This is a genomic window from Flavobacterium adiutor, from assembly GCF_048282555.1.
Classification (GTDB): Bacteria; Bacteroidota; Bacteroidia; order Flavobacteriales; family Flavobacteriaceae; genus Flavobacterium.
In genome coordinates this window covers 3,620,733-3,637,755 of sequence record NZ_CP182487.1, presented here as the reverse complement: position 1 = coordinate 3,637,755, position 17,023 = coordinate 3,620,733, and the positions used below count along the sequence as shown (strand labels likewise).

Genomic DNA, 17,023 nt, shown 5'->3' with positions numbered 1-17,023 from the left:
TTTTTATCTTTGAAATTCACACTTTTTAATGCAGATGGCTTTATCTTTGAGCCTTCAGAAATTGTACTCGATATGGAACAAAAAATACATCAGGGAAGAAACGTAAAACGTTTCAGAGAAATGCTTAACATCAAGCAGGAAGCATTGGCTTATGATCTGGGTGAAGACTGGAACCAAAAGAAAATTTCTATGCTGGAGCAGAAAGATGTAATTGAAGATGATCTGCTAAAACAAATCTCAGCTGTATTAAAAATTCCGGTTGAGGCTTTTCAGAATTTTGATGAGGAGCAGGCAATTAATATTATTTCTAATACATTTGATAATTGTCAACAGCCTGCCTCTGTATTCTATAATTCGACTATTAATCATATCGATCAATTTATTAAACTACATGAAGAAAAGATTGCATTGTATGAGCGCATGCTGAAAGAAAAAGATGAAATGATGGTAAGGCTTGAAAGACTAATAAATAAATGATTTAGGGATCATTCTTATTATAAATTAAGGCTCAACTATTTAGTTGAGCCTTTTTTCTTTAAAACAAAGATGAATAGTTAACTTCTTTATAAAGTGTAAAATAAATCTTATTTTTTATGGAAAACCAGAATTGTAATACTATTTTTTTATGTAGTATTGTAAAATCAACAAACTATGAGGACTAGAACATATTATTAACTACTTTAAAATCAGATAAAACACAATTTTCAATTTTATCGAATTGAAATTAGGTGATGTGAGAATAAACAAACTTAAGTTAATTAAAAAAGATGATTAAAACCGATAGTTTATTGCAACAAGTATCTATTATTCAGAAGAAGTTTAATGAGATTGCTGGTATTACTGGTGAAAATTTTAACATTTTCTCCGTACTGCAAATGGAATCAGATGAAGTTAAAACTCATTCAGCTATAATTGGAGAACTTTTAAATCCGTGTGGAACTCATGGTCAGGAAAATATATTTCTGGATTTATTTGTAAGCCATTTAAAATTAAAGTTTAATGAAAAACATGAGAATATAAAATTATCTCCATTTGATAAATTAGTAAATGAAAAAATTTGCGAAAGAACAATCAGCGTTAACAATGATTGGGTCAATGTCACTGGGGGAAGAATTGATATCATAATTGAAGATAATAAACAAATCATTATTATTGAAACGAAAGTAAATGCCCAAGATCAGGATTATCAATTAATAAGGTATCACAATTATGCAAAGAAAAGAAGAAAAAGATTCTATATTTTTTACCTGACAAAAGAAGGAAAGATTTTAAATCACGAAAATAAATCTTTGACTGATGGCAATATAGAAGGATATAACTTTCATTACAAAGACAAAGAAGAATATAAGAGAAACTTGAAAAATTATGAGGGAATCCAAAATATACACCAATGTTTGTATTATCCAATTTCTTTTAAAGATGATATTAAACAATGGATTGAAAAATGCATTGAAAAAACTGTTTCACTTCCTTTAATTAGAGAGACTCTTTTTCAATATTTAAATTTGATAAAAAAAATAACTAATCAATCTACCAATAATAAGATGAGTAAAGAAATTGTAGAATCAATGAAAAATAATGTCATTAGCAGTTTTGAAATATCACGAAATATTGAAGCTTTAAAAAGTGATTTATATTATAATTTTATGGCTCATCTGAAGGATTATGCCTTAAAAAACGAAATGACAATTAATGCAGATTGGGAAAAGAAAGATTCAGAATTCGGATTATTTTTTAAGCCTAAATCCTGGAGTAATAATCATATTCAAATATGTGTGATTTTTGAATATAAAAATTATAAAGGATTGTATGTTGGTGTTTCTTATCTGCCTGAACTCAATTTAGATGATAAAAATAAAATACGAGAAATATTCAGACAGAATGGTTTCAAAGAAAACGATTGGTGGATTTGGAAATATACTGAAAATTGTGATTGGGGTGATAACTCTGAGATATGGAATAGTATTGCTGCTGTTGAAAGTAGTAGAGAATATAAAGAAATTATTACTATAATACAGGAAATTTTAGATATCTATCCTGAATAAGTGCGTATTAGTTTACTATAATTTAGACACTGTCCTAAAAAGTGTGTAAGTATAAAAATAATGGGGTTTGACTTTTTTGACTTTTTAATTAAAGTTGAACCCTTTTTCAAATATAGTTAAGAACTGATTTAGTATTAATCCCCAATTATGGATTGGCATTGACCATTTTTTGGTTGTTTCCCTTAAAGCCAAATATACAGATTTTAAAACAGCTTCATCTGTAGGGAATGATAATTTATTTTTGGTGTATTTTCTAATCTTTCCATTGAGGTTTTCAATCAAATTTGTTGTGTAGATGATTTTTCTAATTTCTCTTGGAAATTTAAAAAACACGTGAGTTCTTACCAGTTTTCCTGCCATGATTTGACAGTATAAGGATATTTCTTTCTTTAGTCATTCTTTTGTAATAATATAATTATTTTTTACGTTTACTGCAATAAATACTTGAAATTAGTGTATAAAATATGAAGCATCTCTTCAAAACTTATATTTTTAATCACTGCTAATTTTGTAACCACCTTATCTATTTCCAGTGTACTGAAAGGTTTTTTATTTATAAGTATAAAAGGAGAATCTGATTCAAGTAGCAACCTTTCATTTGGTATGCTTTCAATGATTTTTTGCCCTGAAGACGATGTAACCATAGCGTAATTGATTGAAAAATACGCGCCATTAGATATTGCAGTCTGGAGATCTTTTATATTTCCAGAATACCAATGTAAAATATATTTGCCATTAAATTTTTCACCTATAATTGAAATTACTTCTTTAGCACTTCCTCGAGAATGGATGGTTAAAATTTTCCCCCCTAAATCATTACATCGAAATATTAATTCTTCAAAAAATTTCGTTTGCAACTCTTTAGAATCTTTACCAATCTTAAAGTCTAATCCTACTTCCCCAATATATCTTGCATCAGGTAATAATCTCCACATTTCAGGTATATATTTCTGATACTGATCAATTAACTCAGGATGAAAGCCTAATGCTGGTTTTATATATTTTGAATCAATTTTTGTTATCAGCTTTTGATAAAGAACAGGCAAATTAGTTACAGCAATAGTATATATCTTCTTTTTTTCGATTTCCTGAACAGTATAATCAAAACTCTTTAATAAGTCTAAATGGGAATGTGTATCAAATAAAAAATCACTCATTTTGCAAATCTAAAAAATTTGATAGTTCCTCCATCCCTCTTTTGTATAAATCATTGTATTTATCAAAATCCTTTACTAATTGACCAGCAATTTGAATTCTAAATTTACTTGCTTTATTATCTTGATGGTCTTTAACTCCAATTTTAAATGATCTTAATTCAACTCTTGCTTTTTTATTCTTGTAATTTGCATCATTGTAATCTGTATTATCATCATTAAAAGCTTTTAAAATTGAAGCTCGTCGTATTGTACATGGCAAACACGTACCGCAATGCTTAGGCTTATTACCTTTAATATACCTAACTTGATCTGGATGCGAACAAGACATAGTATAAAAATAATTATCCTTTACAAAACTCTCATCCTTACAATTGATTAACATCTCTCCTTTTGTAAGAAACTGAAAAGGATTATACAAAACAACATCAATACTTAAATTATTTAGAAGTAGTTGTAATTGTTCCATATAATATGGGTGAGTCGTTCTTGTACTACTACTTCCTAATCTTGAATTAGTAAGTGGAATATTTAAAGATATTAATCCATTTTCAGGAATATATAATTTAACTCTTTTTTTCATACATGAAGCTAAAATAATGGCATGAGTAAAAAACATAAACGAACGTGTTCTTGTACTATCTTCTTTGCCTTTTTGTGGAGCTGCATGAAAATTAAAGAAATTTTTCTCCTCAATTTTAAATTTTTCTTTAAGTAAGCCGTTAACTTTGTCTTGAAATGGTTTAACTCCCTTGCCTCCTCCATAATGCCCTACAAATGCCACCTGTTTGTTTTCAACTAACAAATCGACAGCTCCTATAAATGAATCTAAACCACCTGAAAGCATACAAAATGTATCGGTTTCAAACTTTTCATCAATAAACCATTTAGGTATCTTTTCCGATATTTTAACTTCTTTATAATTCAAAGTCCTTTTTCTAAACTCTATATCCCATAAATCGCCACTCAAATATGATAATGTAGTAATTAACAAATCTTTGTTAACGTTCCATTTTTCAATTTCTATTACTGGTATATATAGTTTAATTTGCCTAGTCCAATTATCATAAGTTCCTTTTCTTAAAATCACTCTATCAGCATAATAAATCATCAATGATATATACCATAAATCTAAAGCTTCGTTTTGAAAAAAATGAGGCATTTTATAGAGTCTTTTATATCTATTAAAAAAAGTATGGCTATACTCCTTTTTTGATGTCAAATCTACTTCAAAATCACTATCCTGAATACTGAAATTGTCATCAGTATTTAATTTAAAAACTATCTTACTCATTTTAAATCCTCCATTACTTTATAACATTGATTATATAAACTTTCCACTTGTTTTTTTGAAAATTCAGTATTTGTCGCATCCAACCCTTTGAATGCAATTTCAACCTTCGAATTAATATATTCTTTTAATTCCTTTTCTAGTTTAACTGCATTTGCTGAATTTAATGAATTTGCCTCTATTCGACTTCCAAGATCATTTAATAATCGCTCATAAATATAACTCTCAACATACAGAGGAATTATCTGTTTTATAGTCTCTTCATTTAATTTATCAATTGATTCAATATCTATATTGTCATTCTCAATTAATTCATATAATTTTTCCATTGTAACAATCAGAGCTTTTCGAGCAATTGAATCTTCTTTTGTTATGGGATTAGGCGCGAGATAATTAATCAGATCGTTAAGAACTTGATTCGTCGATCTATTTTTATACTCTATTTTAAGATTTTCAAGTGTTTCCTTAAATCCTTGAGTGGAAGCATTACTTAAAAAATTTCCTAAATTAACAGTTGTTCTTATTCCTGATACAGCATTCTTTGTTGCTGATTTAGAACCTCCATAAGCTTTAATATATTTAGATACTGCACCTCTTGTATTTTTAGAAGTACCAGATGCTAATTTAGAAAAACTTCTCTTAGTGTCTTCCCATTTTTTATCATTTGGTTTACCATTTTCTTGACTATCTTGTTCATTTTCTTGATTTTGATTTCCATCATTACTATTCCCAGTATCATCATTAAAATCATCAGGAAGTAATGGATTTCGTTGACTATTACCATCTGAATATCCATTATACATGCTTGAAGTTCCCATATTTACTCTATTTATTTTCTAGCCCAATTGCTGTTTTTAATTTAGGATTTTCTTTTTCCCATTTACTTGCTAATTCTTTAATTTCAGTTAATTTATTACTAAGTTTCCCAAATTGAAAAACACTTGGTATAAATGAAAACTTAATTCTTTCAGCTGGTAAACTTGATAGTTTAGAAATCGCATCCGTATATAATTGTTCTCTTGTAGCCGACCATTCTATAAACGACTTGAATAAACTAATATCAATATCCGAAGATGATTCTATTGAAAAGAAAACTGATTTTAAAACTTCTAAGGATTCAAATTCATTAATATTAGACGACTTTTTTATAGCTTCGTTTCTTTTAGAATCTGATAAAGAAAGAAGATCATTCAAAATACTTAATGCTTCTGTACTTAAGGATGTAACAGATTTAATTGAATTATTTTGAAGACTTTCTCTAGTAAAATAAAAGTAAGGTTGCAAATCAACATCAGCTAATTTGGGCTCTATATTCAACCAGTTTCGAAACCATTCATCGTCTTTCCACAATTTTAAAACATCAACATCATTCCACTCATTGTTTTCAATCAATTTAAGCTCTTTAGGTTTACCTTTTTCATTTGATTGTAATTGTCCAATCTTTTTAAATACGTCGTCTTTAAAGTATTCAATCAACATTATTTTTGCTAATGCCTTTTTCTCTAAATTGATTTTCTTTAACTCTGCCATCTTTAAACGCATTGACAGAGAGTTTAAAAACCTTTTGCAATGTCTTGGATTACCATTCAAACTACTTGAAAGAACTGAAGATAATTGTTTTGAAAGTGAGATTGTTTCTTTTATTTTATTTTCATCAAGACCATTAAATTTTCCTTTAATTAATTCAAATGTAATTTCGAAATCTAAAAAATTATCTTGTCTTCCTTCTTTAATAAACTGAAGTATCTTACTGTAGTCATCTTTAAATTCATGCTGAAAAAACAAACAGGTTATATAAAATTCCACTTCATTGACACCTAATTGAGGAATTTTAATTGGATATTGGATCATTTTTTCTAAGTATTCCTTTCCTATATCAATTTGATTCCCCTTTACCTCAGGAAATTTTGTTCTTACTGCATACATTACTTGCCTTTCATCTGCCCCAATTATAAATGATGTACCTTTTATAAACAGGAACAATCTAATAGCTTCTAAAGTTTCTAATATAGTATCATGGTTACATCTATCTAATTCATCGATAAATACAACTAATTTTATTATATTAGTCTCTTTGAGTAATTTTTCAAAATCATTTCTAAAGTCTCTTAAATTCTTTCTGACCTCATCTTTTTTCGATGCCTTTTCCAAAATTTTCTTGATATCCTCACTTTTTACATCTTCTGTTAAAGATTTTGTCTTATTAAGAACAGTTTGAACAGTTATATCCGCAATTGTTCCAATGCCTCCCGTTAATAATATATCAGCACCATATTTTAATCCTTTGCTCGCAACATCTAGATAATTAAGATTTTTAAAAAGCTTTTTTAAAGTAGATTTAGCTTTAGTAGTAATCGTTTTATTTTCTTTTATTTTATCTAAAATACTCCCTAACAAAGCTGTCTTAGCATCTTCATAATCTTCAAAAAGCCATCCATTGAATTTAATACATAGATAACCTTCCTTTTTTTCATAGTCTTTCAATAGCATTTCGACCAAACTCGATTTACCACTCCCCCAATCCCCATAAACACCTATAGTACAAGGTGATAAAGACTCATTTTCGATAATATCTTTTGTTATTCCTATTAAATAATCAAAATCTAATAGATCAATATCAGTTTCACTATCTTTCCACATAATTTATTTTTGAAATTGGGTTAGTTTTTATAATTCTTGGTTCTCAATTAATAATTTTTAATCACAAACAAATATTAGATATTAATTAATAGCTTTTTTACGGATAACCATAATTCATTAATTTGAATAAGTAGTTTCAAAAATATCAATTAAAGTTATGTTTGTTAATAAGTATTTATACCTGTTTTTAATTGTATTAAGACGATAGAGAATAATAATGAAAAACATTTAGTGTAGTTTTTGAAAATAAAAAAGATTTTAGAACAAATGCACTTATTGACAAGATGTTAGTTAAAATCTTTTAGAACTTTCTTTTCACAGTTTTCATCCTACAAGTTTTGTAATTTTTTATGTTTAAATAGATATTTCTCCTAAAAACACTTCCATTATTTTATAAAAGTAATTTAGAGATTATTGATTTGTTAAAAACTTCGCTATTTTTATACAACTCAATTTTCCTTCCTTCAAAATCTTCAATTACAGTCCTAAATCCAAACTCCGTTTGTGTAGGAGGTAATGCAAAAACGACTTCTAATGCTCTTAATTTTTGAATCGTAGCCTCGAAGTTGTCAATACCGAATCCTAATCTGAGGTTTTTGTCTGCTTCGGTCTGGCTTTTGGTTAAAGGATAAATTTCTAAAACTGTTTTTCCGATAGTCGCACTATAATGAAAGGGCGAATTTCCGTGTTGGTGGTACTCAAAAGTCAACCCGAACAGGGTTTAAAAATCGAATAGTTTTTTTGTGTCGCCTGTTCTTAAAACCAATAATAAACGTATTTCCATTTTATACTTTTGTTTTTGAATTTTGCTGTTTATAGTCTGGGACTAAATTAAGTCTTTTTGTCTGTGGATTACATATAAAACAAGTTTTCCAGTAAAAGGATTTGTTTGTGGTGCATCCTAATTCTGTCTTTGTGTGCGGCATTGTAAACGTTTTATTTAGTTGAGTAACTCGACTATATATGCTCTATTTTCTCTCTTTACCTGTAATATTAATTGATTTTCAGAATCCATAGCTTCCCATCGATGTTTAATTCGGATTTCCTGCAAAGCTTTCACTGCTAGTTTTTGAACATGGAACCTATCGGTCACCTCTACGGCTTTAGGAAAGCATCTCCCAGGGATTAATTTCATAGAATTGGGCGTATCAAGTGTGATCTCTTTAACCGGTTTTTTTATGGTCAATCTTACTGATATGTTCAATAATATGTTCTGCCTTTGTTCCTCCAATAATAGCCACTAAGCAACTTTTTTACCTTTGGATTTCTTATTGGTTCCAATGGTGTAAAATCCTCCCTTGGATAAAGTCACTTCATCAAATTGACTATCATTTTGTACTCGAATTTTATTTTATGACAGATTGTTTTAAAAAAAATTGCTCTAAAGATATAATAAATGAATTGTAAAATATAGAGTCATTGTCTCCACATGTTCAGTAAAACCAGTATTTTTTTTTCGTTAATTAAGTAAAAGTTTTTTTTAATATAATGTTTTTTTATTGCCAATTTTATGAAAATAAATTAAAATATTAATACTTATTTTTATTAAAACAGGATAGTGCAGGATAGTTGTTTGTTTCCTTGTATTTAATTTTAACAAGTTTAAATTTATAATTATAACGAAATATTAACCTTTAATTTCTTAATAATTATTTGTTTATTCGGGATTTTTTTATACCTGTAAACAAACGCTTTTGAATAGAATTTAATAATGAATCTATAAGAGCAATAAAATTTAGAATCTATGACTAAACAATATTTAAGGAGCATTTTTTTATCAAGTATCTTAATGATAAGCTGTAAAAATGATAAATTAAAAAAACAACCTGACTATTGGCATCATGAAAATATAGACATAACAGAATACCCCAAAGATTCTTCTTATTTACAAAAAGGGACAATTCTTTCGGGTAACCCTGACTCATTGTTTAAATTCTTACGTGTTTTGGATCGTATAAAAAAGAAGGATAGTGCATTAACTAAAGAAAACTTAGATTCTATTGCAAATTTGCTTGTTAAATCATTAAGTATAGCTGAAAATGCCAAACCTTATTTGATTTTAGATAAAAAATATATTCCTAAGAGTAAAGTATTACATAATAATCAACTTGCTTACAAAGCTTTACTTGAGTCTAATTGGAAACACACAGTTAGCTTTAAAGATTATCAAGAATATTTATTACCATATAAATTAACAAATGAAATTTATGATAATTGGCGAGATACACTTTATAGTGTTCATAAAAAACTGATCGGATCACATCCTGTTTTAAAGAATTTAGACTCATTATACAAATATCATATATCTAAAACGTATAATTCACTAAGTTCCAAAGTAAGTATGCGTAAATATTTCGCATCTGAGGAGAATTATTCATGGATGGATATTACTAAAGAGGGCGATTGCGTTTCGAGATGCAGATACGCTATTTATCATTTACGAGCTGCTGGTGTACCTGCTACCTATGATTATATTCCTAATTGGGGAAACAGACCCTTTTCAAGACATGCTTATGTTGGCTTGGCTAACAGAAACAAACAAGTTCCACAATTATTGGATAATACAAACAACACTAAAAATCTTGTTGATAATTTAAATGCTGCAATGAGTCCTAAGAAAACAAAAGTTTTTGCCGCAAAAGAATTGCCAAAAGGATTGTATGTGGAATATGAAAAAACCATACCTAAAATATACAGGCAAACATGGTCTAACCAGCCTGATATGATTGGTTTGCTGTCTGAAATCCCAAATGAAGAACTTTTTTTAGATTTAATCAAACCCAATATGGTCGATGTTACAGCACAGTATTTACAGACGGCTAGTGTTGCAACGTCCAAAAATATTTTCGAAAATAAAAAAATGGCATATCTAGCCACTTTTGATACCAATAATTGGACTCCTGTTGCCTTTACAACTTTTAACTGGTATGGAAGTGCAACATTCAAAGAGGTTGGAAAAAATATTTTGTATTTACCAATGACATATAACGGAACATTAGCAGCTTATGAGAATCCTTTTGTTCTAGATAATTCAGGCAACAAAAATGTATTGACTTGCAACAAGGACAAACGCATCTCAATGAAACTGATTCGGAAGTTTCCTTTATTTTCTTATACCGCCGATCATAGCGTTGATTTGAAAGACTGTTACATTGAGGGATCGAATAATAAAGATTTTAAAGATGCCGTGCTTTTGCATTTGGTAAACGGACTAACATTCAATACCAAGGAACTTGATTTCAAAAAACCAATTGCTTTTCGTTATATCCGTATGCTTGCTCCAGAAGGAGGAAGATTGCGACTTGCCGAAATTGAATGTTTTCAAAACAAACAAGGTATTCTAAAAAAGCTCGAAGATGTAAATTATAAAAAAGGAATTATTGAGGGGCAAAATGGAAATGCTTTTGATGGCGATTTCAATACCTATCTAGTGGGCAAACCGGTTGTTTTAGATTTTGGAGCTTCTGTACCTGTATCACGAATTCGGTTTACTCCCATGAATGACTCCAATTATATTATTCCCAATTATGAATATGAATTGTTTTATTGGGATAATAGTTGGATTTCGGCTGGAAAAAAAATAGCTAACACTGATTATTTGAATTATTCTAATATTCCATCTGGGACTATATACTGGTTGCGATGTTTAACTTCAGGCAAGGAAGAGCGCATTTTTACCTATGAGAATGACACTCAAATTTGGTGGTAGCATAAGAAGTAATTAAGAATTACTATCAATGCTATTTCTCTTTACAAGGAGAAAAACAAAGGTTATAGTTTTTCTTTTTTGCTTGATCAAAAAAAAACAAAAAAATCAAGTCTTACGCTTCCTCGTCGGTCAAATTAGTTTTCGAATACTAAAAGAAAAGAACTCTCTACGCTCAAACAGCTTTTCTTTTTACGTATTCTTCAAACATTTGACACTCGACTGCAAAAGCTAAGGACAATTAAAAATGGTAAACAAATAACTTTAAAAAAGACTATAAAGTGATTAATTTAAAAATGACATCGATGCTTCTTCGTATTTCAAGATTACTTCTTGTTGTTTTTGTTGTTATACTTCTTTTGTTTATACCTCAGTTGCATTTTCCAGAATACGTATTGCCTACTATTACAAGCAAGACGATTTATTTTCTATATGGTAGTATTATTCTTTGTGGTCTTTATACTTTAACTATTGTTTTTTCAAAAGAAATAACATTCTCCTTTTCTAAAATTGATATTGTTCTTTTTGTATTGGTTCTTTATATTACGTTGAATCGCTATTTTATTCAATCCTATTACGGATTTTCAATTCGCTATATAGAATTATTAGGATTAAGTTTCTTTTATGTTGTTTTAAGATCCATTTCGCTTAAAAATTATCCTTGGATACTATTATCGGTTGTGATTTCCGGCATCATACAGACTATTTACGGTAATCTTCAATTATTTGGATATTACGCTTCCAACCATTCGGGATTTAAAATGACAGGCAGTTTTTTTAATCCTGGACCCTATGCTGGTTTTTTAGCTAGTGTTTGGTCAGTTGCTTTGGGAATGTATTTATTTAAAGATGAGATAACAGCTTCTATACAAGTACAAAAAAAAAGAAACTTCTTGTTATTAAATGAAGCTATTAAAAACATTTTTGAGTACATACCCTTGTTAGGAATCATTAGTATTGCCATTGTCCTTCCTGCTTTACAATCTCGAGCCTCTTGGATCGCCACTATTGTGAGTAGCGCAGTTCTAATCGAATTAAAATATCATTTTCTAAAAAATATTTTAAAAAGAGCATTCGCCAGCTTTCAAATAAAAGCTGTAATTACTATCTCTATCATTATTTTAAGTATTACTCTCTTTAGTTTATATCATTACAAAAAAGCTTCTTCGGATGGAAGAGTTTTTATTTGGAAACTGACCACATATATAATAACAGATAATCCTGTTTTTGGTGTGGGTTTTGACCGATTTAAAGCATATTATATGAATTATCAAGCTGATTATTTTGCTGAAAACGGTGAAACTTTAGAAGCATTGGTAGCTGATAACGTTTATTATGCTTTTAATGAGGGATTACAGTTCGTATCTGAAAACGGTTTGATTGGATTAGTATTACTACTTATCCTAATCTACACTTTGTTCAGAGCAAAAATAAATGAGGAATATTATACAATGTTTTTTATAGGAAAAACAGGACTACTTACTATCGGAATTTTTGCCTGTTTTTCCTATCCAATGCAAATTCTACCAATAAAATTGGTATTAGTGTTTCTATTAGCCTTACTAACCAATAGTGTTGCAAATGAATTTCAATTAAATATTGGATATAGTAACAGAAGTCTGTGGTTGTATAAAACCGCTGTTTTACTAGTTACTTTTGTTACTACATATCAAACCATTTCTTATACGAATAATCTAAGTCAAGGATTTATAGCATGGAATATTGCTCTAATAAGTCATCAATACGGGAATTATGAGAGTGCAATTATCGATTATGAATTAGCATATCCTATTTTAAAGAGTGATGGAGATTTCCTGATGAATTACGGTAAAACGCTCTCAATTGCTAAAGAATATTCCAAAGCTATTGAAGTATTAAAACAAAGTAAGAAATATCAAAATAACACCATTATAACTAATTCCCTGGGTGATAGTTACGTAGCCACAAAACAATTCGACAAAGCAGAGGTAACCTATAAAAGAGCTATAAATATGACCCCAAGTAAGTTTTATGCTAATTATTTACTGGCTAAATTATATGATCTATCTGGGCAAGAGGAAAAAGCAGTTACAATGTCTTATAAAATATTAAATAAAAAAATAAAAATTCCTTCTACTGCCATTAAAGAAATACAAATAGAAATGAAAAAAATCTTAATAAAATATAAAAATCCTCCAGAGTTTAAAAATTAAAAAACTACCAAATCGTTTAACCTTTAAAAAAATAGCCTATGAAATAGATCACACCCCAGAGGAAGAATTTATATTGGAAATAATTTCTATATTTTCTTACAAATGCTTAAAGTTAAGCTATTGTAATGTGAAGCAAAAGTACCATTCCTATACCACTTTGCAAAAATAGTAAATACAAAAGGTTTAATTACCAAATTAATAACATATTAATTTTTATATGATGAATAATAAAAAACTAGGAATAGCCTGTTTAATGGCTTTAGCAATTTTCGGTACATTTAATCTAAATGTTGCTAGCTCTGGAGAAAAAGATAATGACGTTAACCTAAAAATTATGGTAACAAATGCAAATGCTCAGACCGAATATAATGATCCATCTCTTTGGTTTAGCCAAGGACTTACTAAAGATGAAAGAGAAATATCTGTAGCTTGTCCAGAGTCTACCACTTCTACTACAGGAGGTTCTATTTCAGGAGGCTATAAAGGAGTGACAGGTACTGTTAGTGGATCAACTACTACTACTAATAATTACACTTCTGGACAGACTCATATAACCTGTGGAAGTGGCAATGATAATTGCACAGAAACAGATTGCTAATTTTTTTGAGATACTCATTGTTTTATGAGTATCTCATTTTAAAAAACTCTAATTGTAAAAAAATGCAAAAATATACTTTTCTATTTTTAATCTTATTTTTTGTTTGTTGTAAAAACAAAGAGAATAAAAATTCACGATTTACTGAAAAACAAATAGCTTCTCTGCATCTAAAATCGGCTAAAATTTTAACTACTGAAAAAGATTCAGTAGTAAAGATTGATTTAAATCCCTTCTTGAAAGAACAAGCCTTTGATTTTGGCTCCTTGATTAAAGAAATCAAATTAATACCACTTGAAACTAAAGGCGAAAGTTTGCTTGATAATATTGAAGAAGTAGTTGTAACTGATTCTAATATTTACATTCGCGATGATTTTAAAGGAGGAGGAATCGTTATTTTTAATAGTAACGGAAAATTTATTAAAAGAATCGCCAGCGGGAAGGGACCAGGAGAACTTATGCGACTGTATGATATTGATTTTGATAAAGATAATGATGAATTAATAGCGTTTCAGCATTCTTTTTTGGTATTTTTTACCCCTACTGGTGAATTTATTAGACAAGAAAGATTACCATTTGTAAATTATAACTTTTCTGTTCTTCCAAATGGCTACATTTTTAAAACACTTGACAGTCAGGGAAATGAGCATATGGGAGATTTGAAAGATTTTACATTATTAGTTACAGACAAAAAATTTAAATTTCAATCTGTTGGTTTGTTTCGAACACCAATTTCTAATAATTATGGAGTTTATAGTTATTTGTTTAAAAATCAAAACTATATAAATGTAACACAAAGTTTTACTGATACTATTTTTAGGTATGAAGGCGTTGAAGGCAAGTTAAAAGCAGAATATGTTCTAGATTATAGTGATAAAAGAATTCCCGAGAATTACAGCAAATTATCTTTTGACAAGTTTAAAAATTTAGTAAAAAAAAATAATTATTATTTTTATACGGGTAATTACCTTGCTACAGAATACACAAATGTTTTCTTTTTAGAAAATTGGTATATCAAAAAATTTACTATTATATTCAGAGATAAAAAAACAGGTCATTTAATAGGTGGAACCGATCCATATCATGACTCACAAGAAATTCCACCTATAGCTTTTCCTAAATTTGTATCCGGTGAATATTTTATCTCTTGGTATTTACCTAGTCCTAATGATTCGTTCGCAACAAAAAGCAAAATAATTTCAAATGCAGACAAATTAAAAATTAAGGGATTAACAGAAAATGATAACCCTGTATTAGTATTCTATAAATTAAAAAATTTCTAAATGAAAGAAAACAAATTTATAACACTTATTATTATAACCCTTTTTGGAATTACTGTATTTACATTATTTCGATTCAACAAACTTAAACAACAGATTAGTATAAACTCAAGAAGTAACTCTAATGTTGAATCCGTAAAAGACGATGAGTTGAATGCATACAAAGTAAATTTTAAAACCAACTTATTAAACAGCAATTTGTCATTAAATAATGTTCTGATGAAAGACTCCATTAATAACATTATTCCATTAATAAATATTTTTAAGAACAGTCAAAAAACAATCTTGGTTTATCGTTTTTCACAAATGCACTGTGAAAGTTGTGTTATAGCCTCAATAAAAATTTTTGTAAATTGGGCTAATTTACACAAGGTAAAAAACATATGTTTTTTAGGTAATTTCAGTAATAATAGAATTTTTTACAGGACAATTCCTGAATATAGCATTGAAAATATGAATGTCTATAACGCATCAGACTTTGACATACCTGCTGATGGAATTGGTTATCCATATTGTTTTATTTTAAATAACAATATGCAAATATCAAATGTTTTTGTTCCCGATAAAGGTATGCCAAAATTAACAACTGAATACTTGAAAATGATACAAAACAAGCTTAAATAGATAACGACAAAGAACACGTTATTGACTTTATCATTTGAATTCGTTAATCTAAAATTTGTGAGTTTTATTGTAAAATGCAATTCAAAAAAATCAAAATCCCAATGAATAAAAAAACTCTCGCTATTGCACTATTTTTAATATCAGTTTTTGCCATCCAAAGCTGCTCCAAATCAAAGTCACCTGATGAAACGACTATAGATAAAAAAGCCTATGTAACTGAAAAAAACGAAGTAGAAACCATAGTCTTAAAAAACGAATCGTTCCAAAAAGAGTTGGTCAGCAACGGTAAAATCATTGCTGCCCAAAAAAATAACGTGCAATTTGAGGTAAGTGACAAACTGCAACATTTGTATGTGAAAAATGGAGATTTTGTTCATAAAGGGCAAATACTTGCTAGTTTAAATTCATTTAAATACCAACAAAGGTTAGCTAGAGCTGAAATCGAACTGAAAAAAGCCAAATTCCAGTTTGAGGATATGTTGGTAGGTAGAGGAATTTTTACTACCAAGAGAGACAGCATTCCTAAAGCTATTTATGATATGGTAGCCAGCAGAACAGGTTATGATACTGCATTGTTAGAATTAAAAACGGTTCAGTTTGAATTACAGTCCACTAAGTTGATTGCTGCTGTCGGTTTTCTTGCATATTGGTCAAATCCAACAATTCCAATATTAATTGCAGCTATGTGTGCATGCTAGCTCTAAATACAATAAAAAATGAAAAACTCCATTAAAATATTTGTAATAGGTGCTTTGATAATTATTATCGGAGCATTTTTAAAAATTCAAAAGCAAGAATATTCCAAAATTATCCTTGCAGTAGGTGTGGTTTTAGAAATTTCTTCAGTAGTTGTTTATTTCATAAATAAAAAGAATAAATCCGCTAAATAATAGCAACCACAAAAGACAGCAGATATGAGATTATAAAAATCTTATTTTCTGCTGTCTTTTTCTAAAACTAAATATAAACTCCTCAACAATGAAAAAAATATTAATGAAATATAAAAATCCTCCAGAGTTTAAAAATTAAAAAACTACCAAATTGTTTAACCTTTAAAAAAATAGCCTATGAAATAGATCACACCTCAGAGGAAGATTTTATAAAAGAAAAATAACTTTATAATTTCGTACAAGATCATTGAGATAATGGCATTGTAATGTTCAACGAAAGTGACATTCCTTTTTCACTTTGTAAAAATAAATAGGGATTATTACCCTTACTAACAATTTAAATTTTATAAAATGAAAAAAACAATTGGAATTTTGAGTGTTGTTGTTATCGCAGTAACAATGTTTGTAAATAATAATTCAGTGAACAGTTTAACACAAGATACTAATTTAGCAAATTTGATTGCACTTAATACTGCAAATGCTGAAGATGATGATAAGGAAAAGTGTGCTTGTACTGATATTGCAACCGACATATGCTATTATGGTTGGAGTAAGGTTACATATTGTTATCCCACTGTAGGACCTGACACTTGTAAATGAATATCA

General features: G+C 28.7%; 16 protein-coding genes and 1 pseudogene. 10 read left to right on the top strand and 7 right to left on the bottom strand.

Annotated elements, in window-relative coordinates:
* The first annotated feature begins 72 nt into the window (after positions 1-72).
* Together ACNC7R_RS15405 and ACNC7R_RS15400 are read left to right on the top strand one after the other, a co-directional pair.
* A complete protein-coding gene (locus tag ACNC7R_RS15405; protein WP_417941955.1) occupies positions 73-477 on the top strand; it encodes a helix-turn-helix domain-containing protein in 405 nt (134 codons plus the stop codon).
* Between the two features lie 290 nt (positions 478-767).
* On the top strand, positions 768-2,045 hold the full coding sequence (locus ACNC7R_RS15400) for a PD-(D/E)XK nuclease family protein (protein ID WP_417941954.1): 1,278 nt from the start codon (positions 768-770) through the stop codon (positions 2,043-2,045).
* 84 nt (positions 2,046-2,129) lie between these two features.
* Here ACNC7R_RS15400 and ACNC7R_RS15395 read toward each other — a convergent pair.
* From ACNC7R_RS15395 to ACNC7R_RS15365, 7 genes and pseudogenes are all read right to left on the bottom strand, one after another.
* Positions 2,130-2,428: pseudogene (locus ACNC7R_RS15395) on the bottom strand (transposase); the annotation flags it as partial.
* 45 nt (positions 2,429-2,473) lie between these two features.
* Positions 2,474-3,202: a Qat anti-phage system TatD family nuclease QatD gene (gene qatD, locus ACNC7R_RS15390; protein ID WP_417941953.1), complete on the bottom strand. Its 729-nt coding sequence runs from the start codon at positions 3,200-3,202 to the stop codon at positions 2,474-2,476.
* A complete protein-coding gene (qatC, locus tag ACNC7R_RS15385) occupies positions 3,195-4,493 on the bottom strand; it encodes a Qat anti-phage system QueC-like protein QatC (protein ID WP_417941952.1) in 1,299 nt (432 codons plus the stop codon). The genes qatD and qatC overlap by 8 nt, the downstream gene beginning before the upstream one ends.
* Entirely contained in the window at positions 4,490-5,308 is an 819-nt protein-coding gene (gene qatB / locus ACNC7R_RS15380; protein ID WP_417941951.1) for a Qat anti-phage system associated protein QatB, read from the bottom strand. Before qatB ends, qatC begins: the two co-directional genes overlap by 4 nt.
* Positions 5,309-5,315: 7 nt before the next feature.
* The gene (locus ACNC7R_RS15375) at positions 5,316-7,130 is read right to left on the bottom strand and encodes a KAP family P-loop NTPase fold protein (protein ID WP_417941950.1); all 1,815 of its coding nucleotides are present in this window, start codon (positions 7,128-7,130) and stop codon (positions 5,316-5,318) included.
* 391 nt (positions 7,131-7,521) lie between these two features.
* A complete protein-coding gene (locus ACNC7R_RS15370; protein WP_417941949.1) occupies positions 7,522-7,839 on the bottom strand; it encodes a hypothetical protein in 318 nt (105 codons plus the stop codon).
* A 231-nt stretch (positions 7,840-8,070) separates the two neighbouring features.
* A complete protein-coding gene (locus tag ACNC7R_RS15365; protein WP_417943179.1) occupies positions 8,071-8,316 on the bottom strand; it encodes a transposase in 246 nt (81 codons plus the stop codon).
* A gap of 558 nt (positions 8,317-8,874) precedes the next feature.
* Here ACNC7R_RS15365 and ACNC7R_RS15360 point away from each other — a divergent pair.
* The 8 genes from ACNC7R_RS15360 to ACNC7R_RS15325 all read left to right on the top strand — a co-directional run bounded on the left by ACNC7R_RS15360 (position 8,875) and on the right by ACNC7R_RS15325 (position 17,017).
* On the top strand, positions 8,875-10,839 hold the full coding sequence (locus ACNC7R_RS15360; RefSeq protein WP_417941948.1) for a hypothetical protein: 1,965 nt from the start codon (positions 8,875-8,877) through the stop codon (positions 10,837-10,839).
* 278 nt (positions 10,840-11,117) lie between these two features.
* Positions 11,118-13,028, top strand: coding sequence for an O-antigen ligase family protein (locus tag ACNC7R_RS15355; RefSeq protein ID WP_417941947.1), 1,911 nt, complete (start codon positions 11,118-11,120; stop codon positions 13,026-13,028).
* Positions 13,029-13,281: 253 nt separating this feature from the next.
* Positions 13,282-13,626 carry a hypothetical protein gene (locus ACNC7R_RS15350; protein ID WP_417941946.1) on the top strand — a complete coding sequence of 115 codons (345 nt, stop codon included), beginning with the start codon at positions 13,282-13,284 and terminating at the stop codon, positions 13,624-13,626.
* A gap of 62 nt (positions 13,627-13,688) precedes the next feature.
* A complete protein-coding gene (locus ACNC7R_RS15345; RefSeq protein WP_417941945.1) occupies positions 13,689-14,906 on the top strand; it encodes a 6-bladed beta-propeller in 1,218 nt (405 codons plus the stop codon).
* On the top strand, positions 14,907-15,527 hold the full coding sequence (locus ACNC7R_RS15340) for a hypothetical protein (protein WP_417941944.1): 621 nt from the start codon (positions 14,907-14,909) through the stop codon (positions 15,525-15,527). It abuts the gene before it with no gap.
* A gap of 101 nt (positions 15,528-15,628) precedes the next feature.
* Positions 15,629-16,225, top strand: coding sequence for a biotin/lipoyl-binding protein (locus ACNC7R_RS15335; RefSeq protein WP_417941943.1), 597 nt, complete (start codon positions 15,629-15,631; stop codon positions 16,223-16,225).
* Positions 16,226-16,243: 18 nt separating this feature from the next.
* Complete coding sequence (locus tag ACNC7R_RS15330) at positions 16,244-16,417, top strand: GldL-related protein (protein WP_417941942.1); 174 nt, start codon at positions 16,244-16,246, stop codon at positions 16,415-16,417.
* 351 nt (positions 16,418-16,768) lie between these two features.
* Positions 16,769-17,017: a hypothetical protein gene (locus ACNC7R_RS15325; protein WP_417941941.1), complete on the top strand. Its 249-nt coding sequence runs from the start codon at positions 16,769-16,771 to the stop codon at positions 17,015-17,017.
* Positions 17,018-17,023 lie beyond the last annotated feature (6 nt).

Coding starts and splice junctions, on each gene's coding strand:
- ACNC7R_RS15330 (WP_417941942.1), top strand. CDS start 16,244: ATGAAAAACTCCATTAAAATATTTGTAATAGGTGCTTTGATAATTATT.
- qatC (WP_417941952.1), bottom strand. CDS start 4,493: ATGAGTAAGATAGTTTTTAAATTAAATACTGATGACAATTTCAGTATT.
- qatD (WP_417941953.1), bottom strand. CDS start 3,202: ATGAGTGATTTTTTATTTGATACACATTCCCATTTAGACTTATTAAAG.
- ACNC7R_RS15340 (WP_417941944.1), top strand. CDS start 14,907: ATGAAAGAAAACAAATTTATAACACTTATTATTATAACCCTTTTTGGA.
- ACNC7R_RS15375 (WP_417941950.1), bottom strand. CDS start 7,130: ATGTGGAAAGATAGTGAAACTGATATTGATCTATTAGATTTTGATTAT.
- ACNC7R_RS15350 (WP_417941946.1), top strand. CDS start 13,282: ATGGCTTTAGCAATTTTCGGTACATTTAATCTAAATGTTGCTAGCTCT.
- ACNC7R_RS15360 (WP_417941948.1), top strand. CDS start 8,875: ATGACTAAACAATATTTAAGGAGCATTTTTTTATCAAGTATCTTAATG.
- ACNC7R_RS15400 (WP_417941954.1), top strand. CDS start 768: ATGATTAAAACCGATAGTTTATTGCAACAAGTATCTATTATTCAGAAG.
- ACNC7R_RS15405 (WP_417941955.1), top strand. CDS start 73: ATGGAACAAAAAATACATCAGGGAAGAAACGTAAAACGTTTCAGAGAA.
- ACNC7R_RS15345 (WP_417941945.1), top strand. CDS start 13,689: ATGCAAAAATATACTTTTCTATTTTTAATCTTATTTTTTGTTTGTTGT.
- qatB (WP_417941951.1), bottom strand. CDS start 5,308: ATGGGAACTTCAAGCATGTATAATGGATATTCAGATGGTAATAGTCAA.
- ACNC7R_RS15335 (WP_417941943.1), top strand. CDS start 15,629: ATGAATAAAAAAACTCTCGCTATTGCACTATTTTTAATATCAGTTTTT.
- ACNC7R_RS15325 (WP_417941941.1), top strand. CDS start 16,769: ATGAAAAAAACAATTGGAATTTTGAGTGTTGTTGTTATCGCAGTAACA.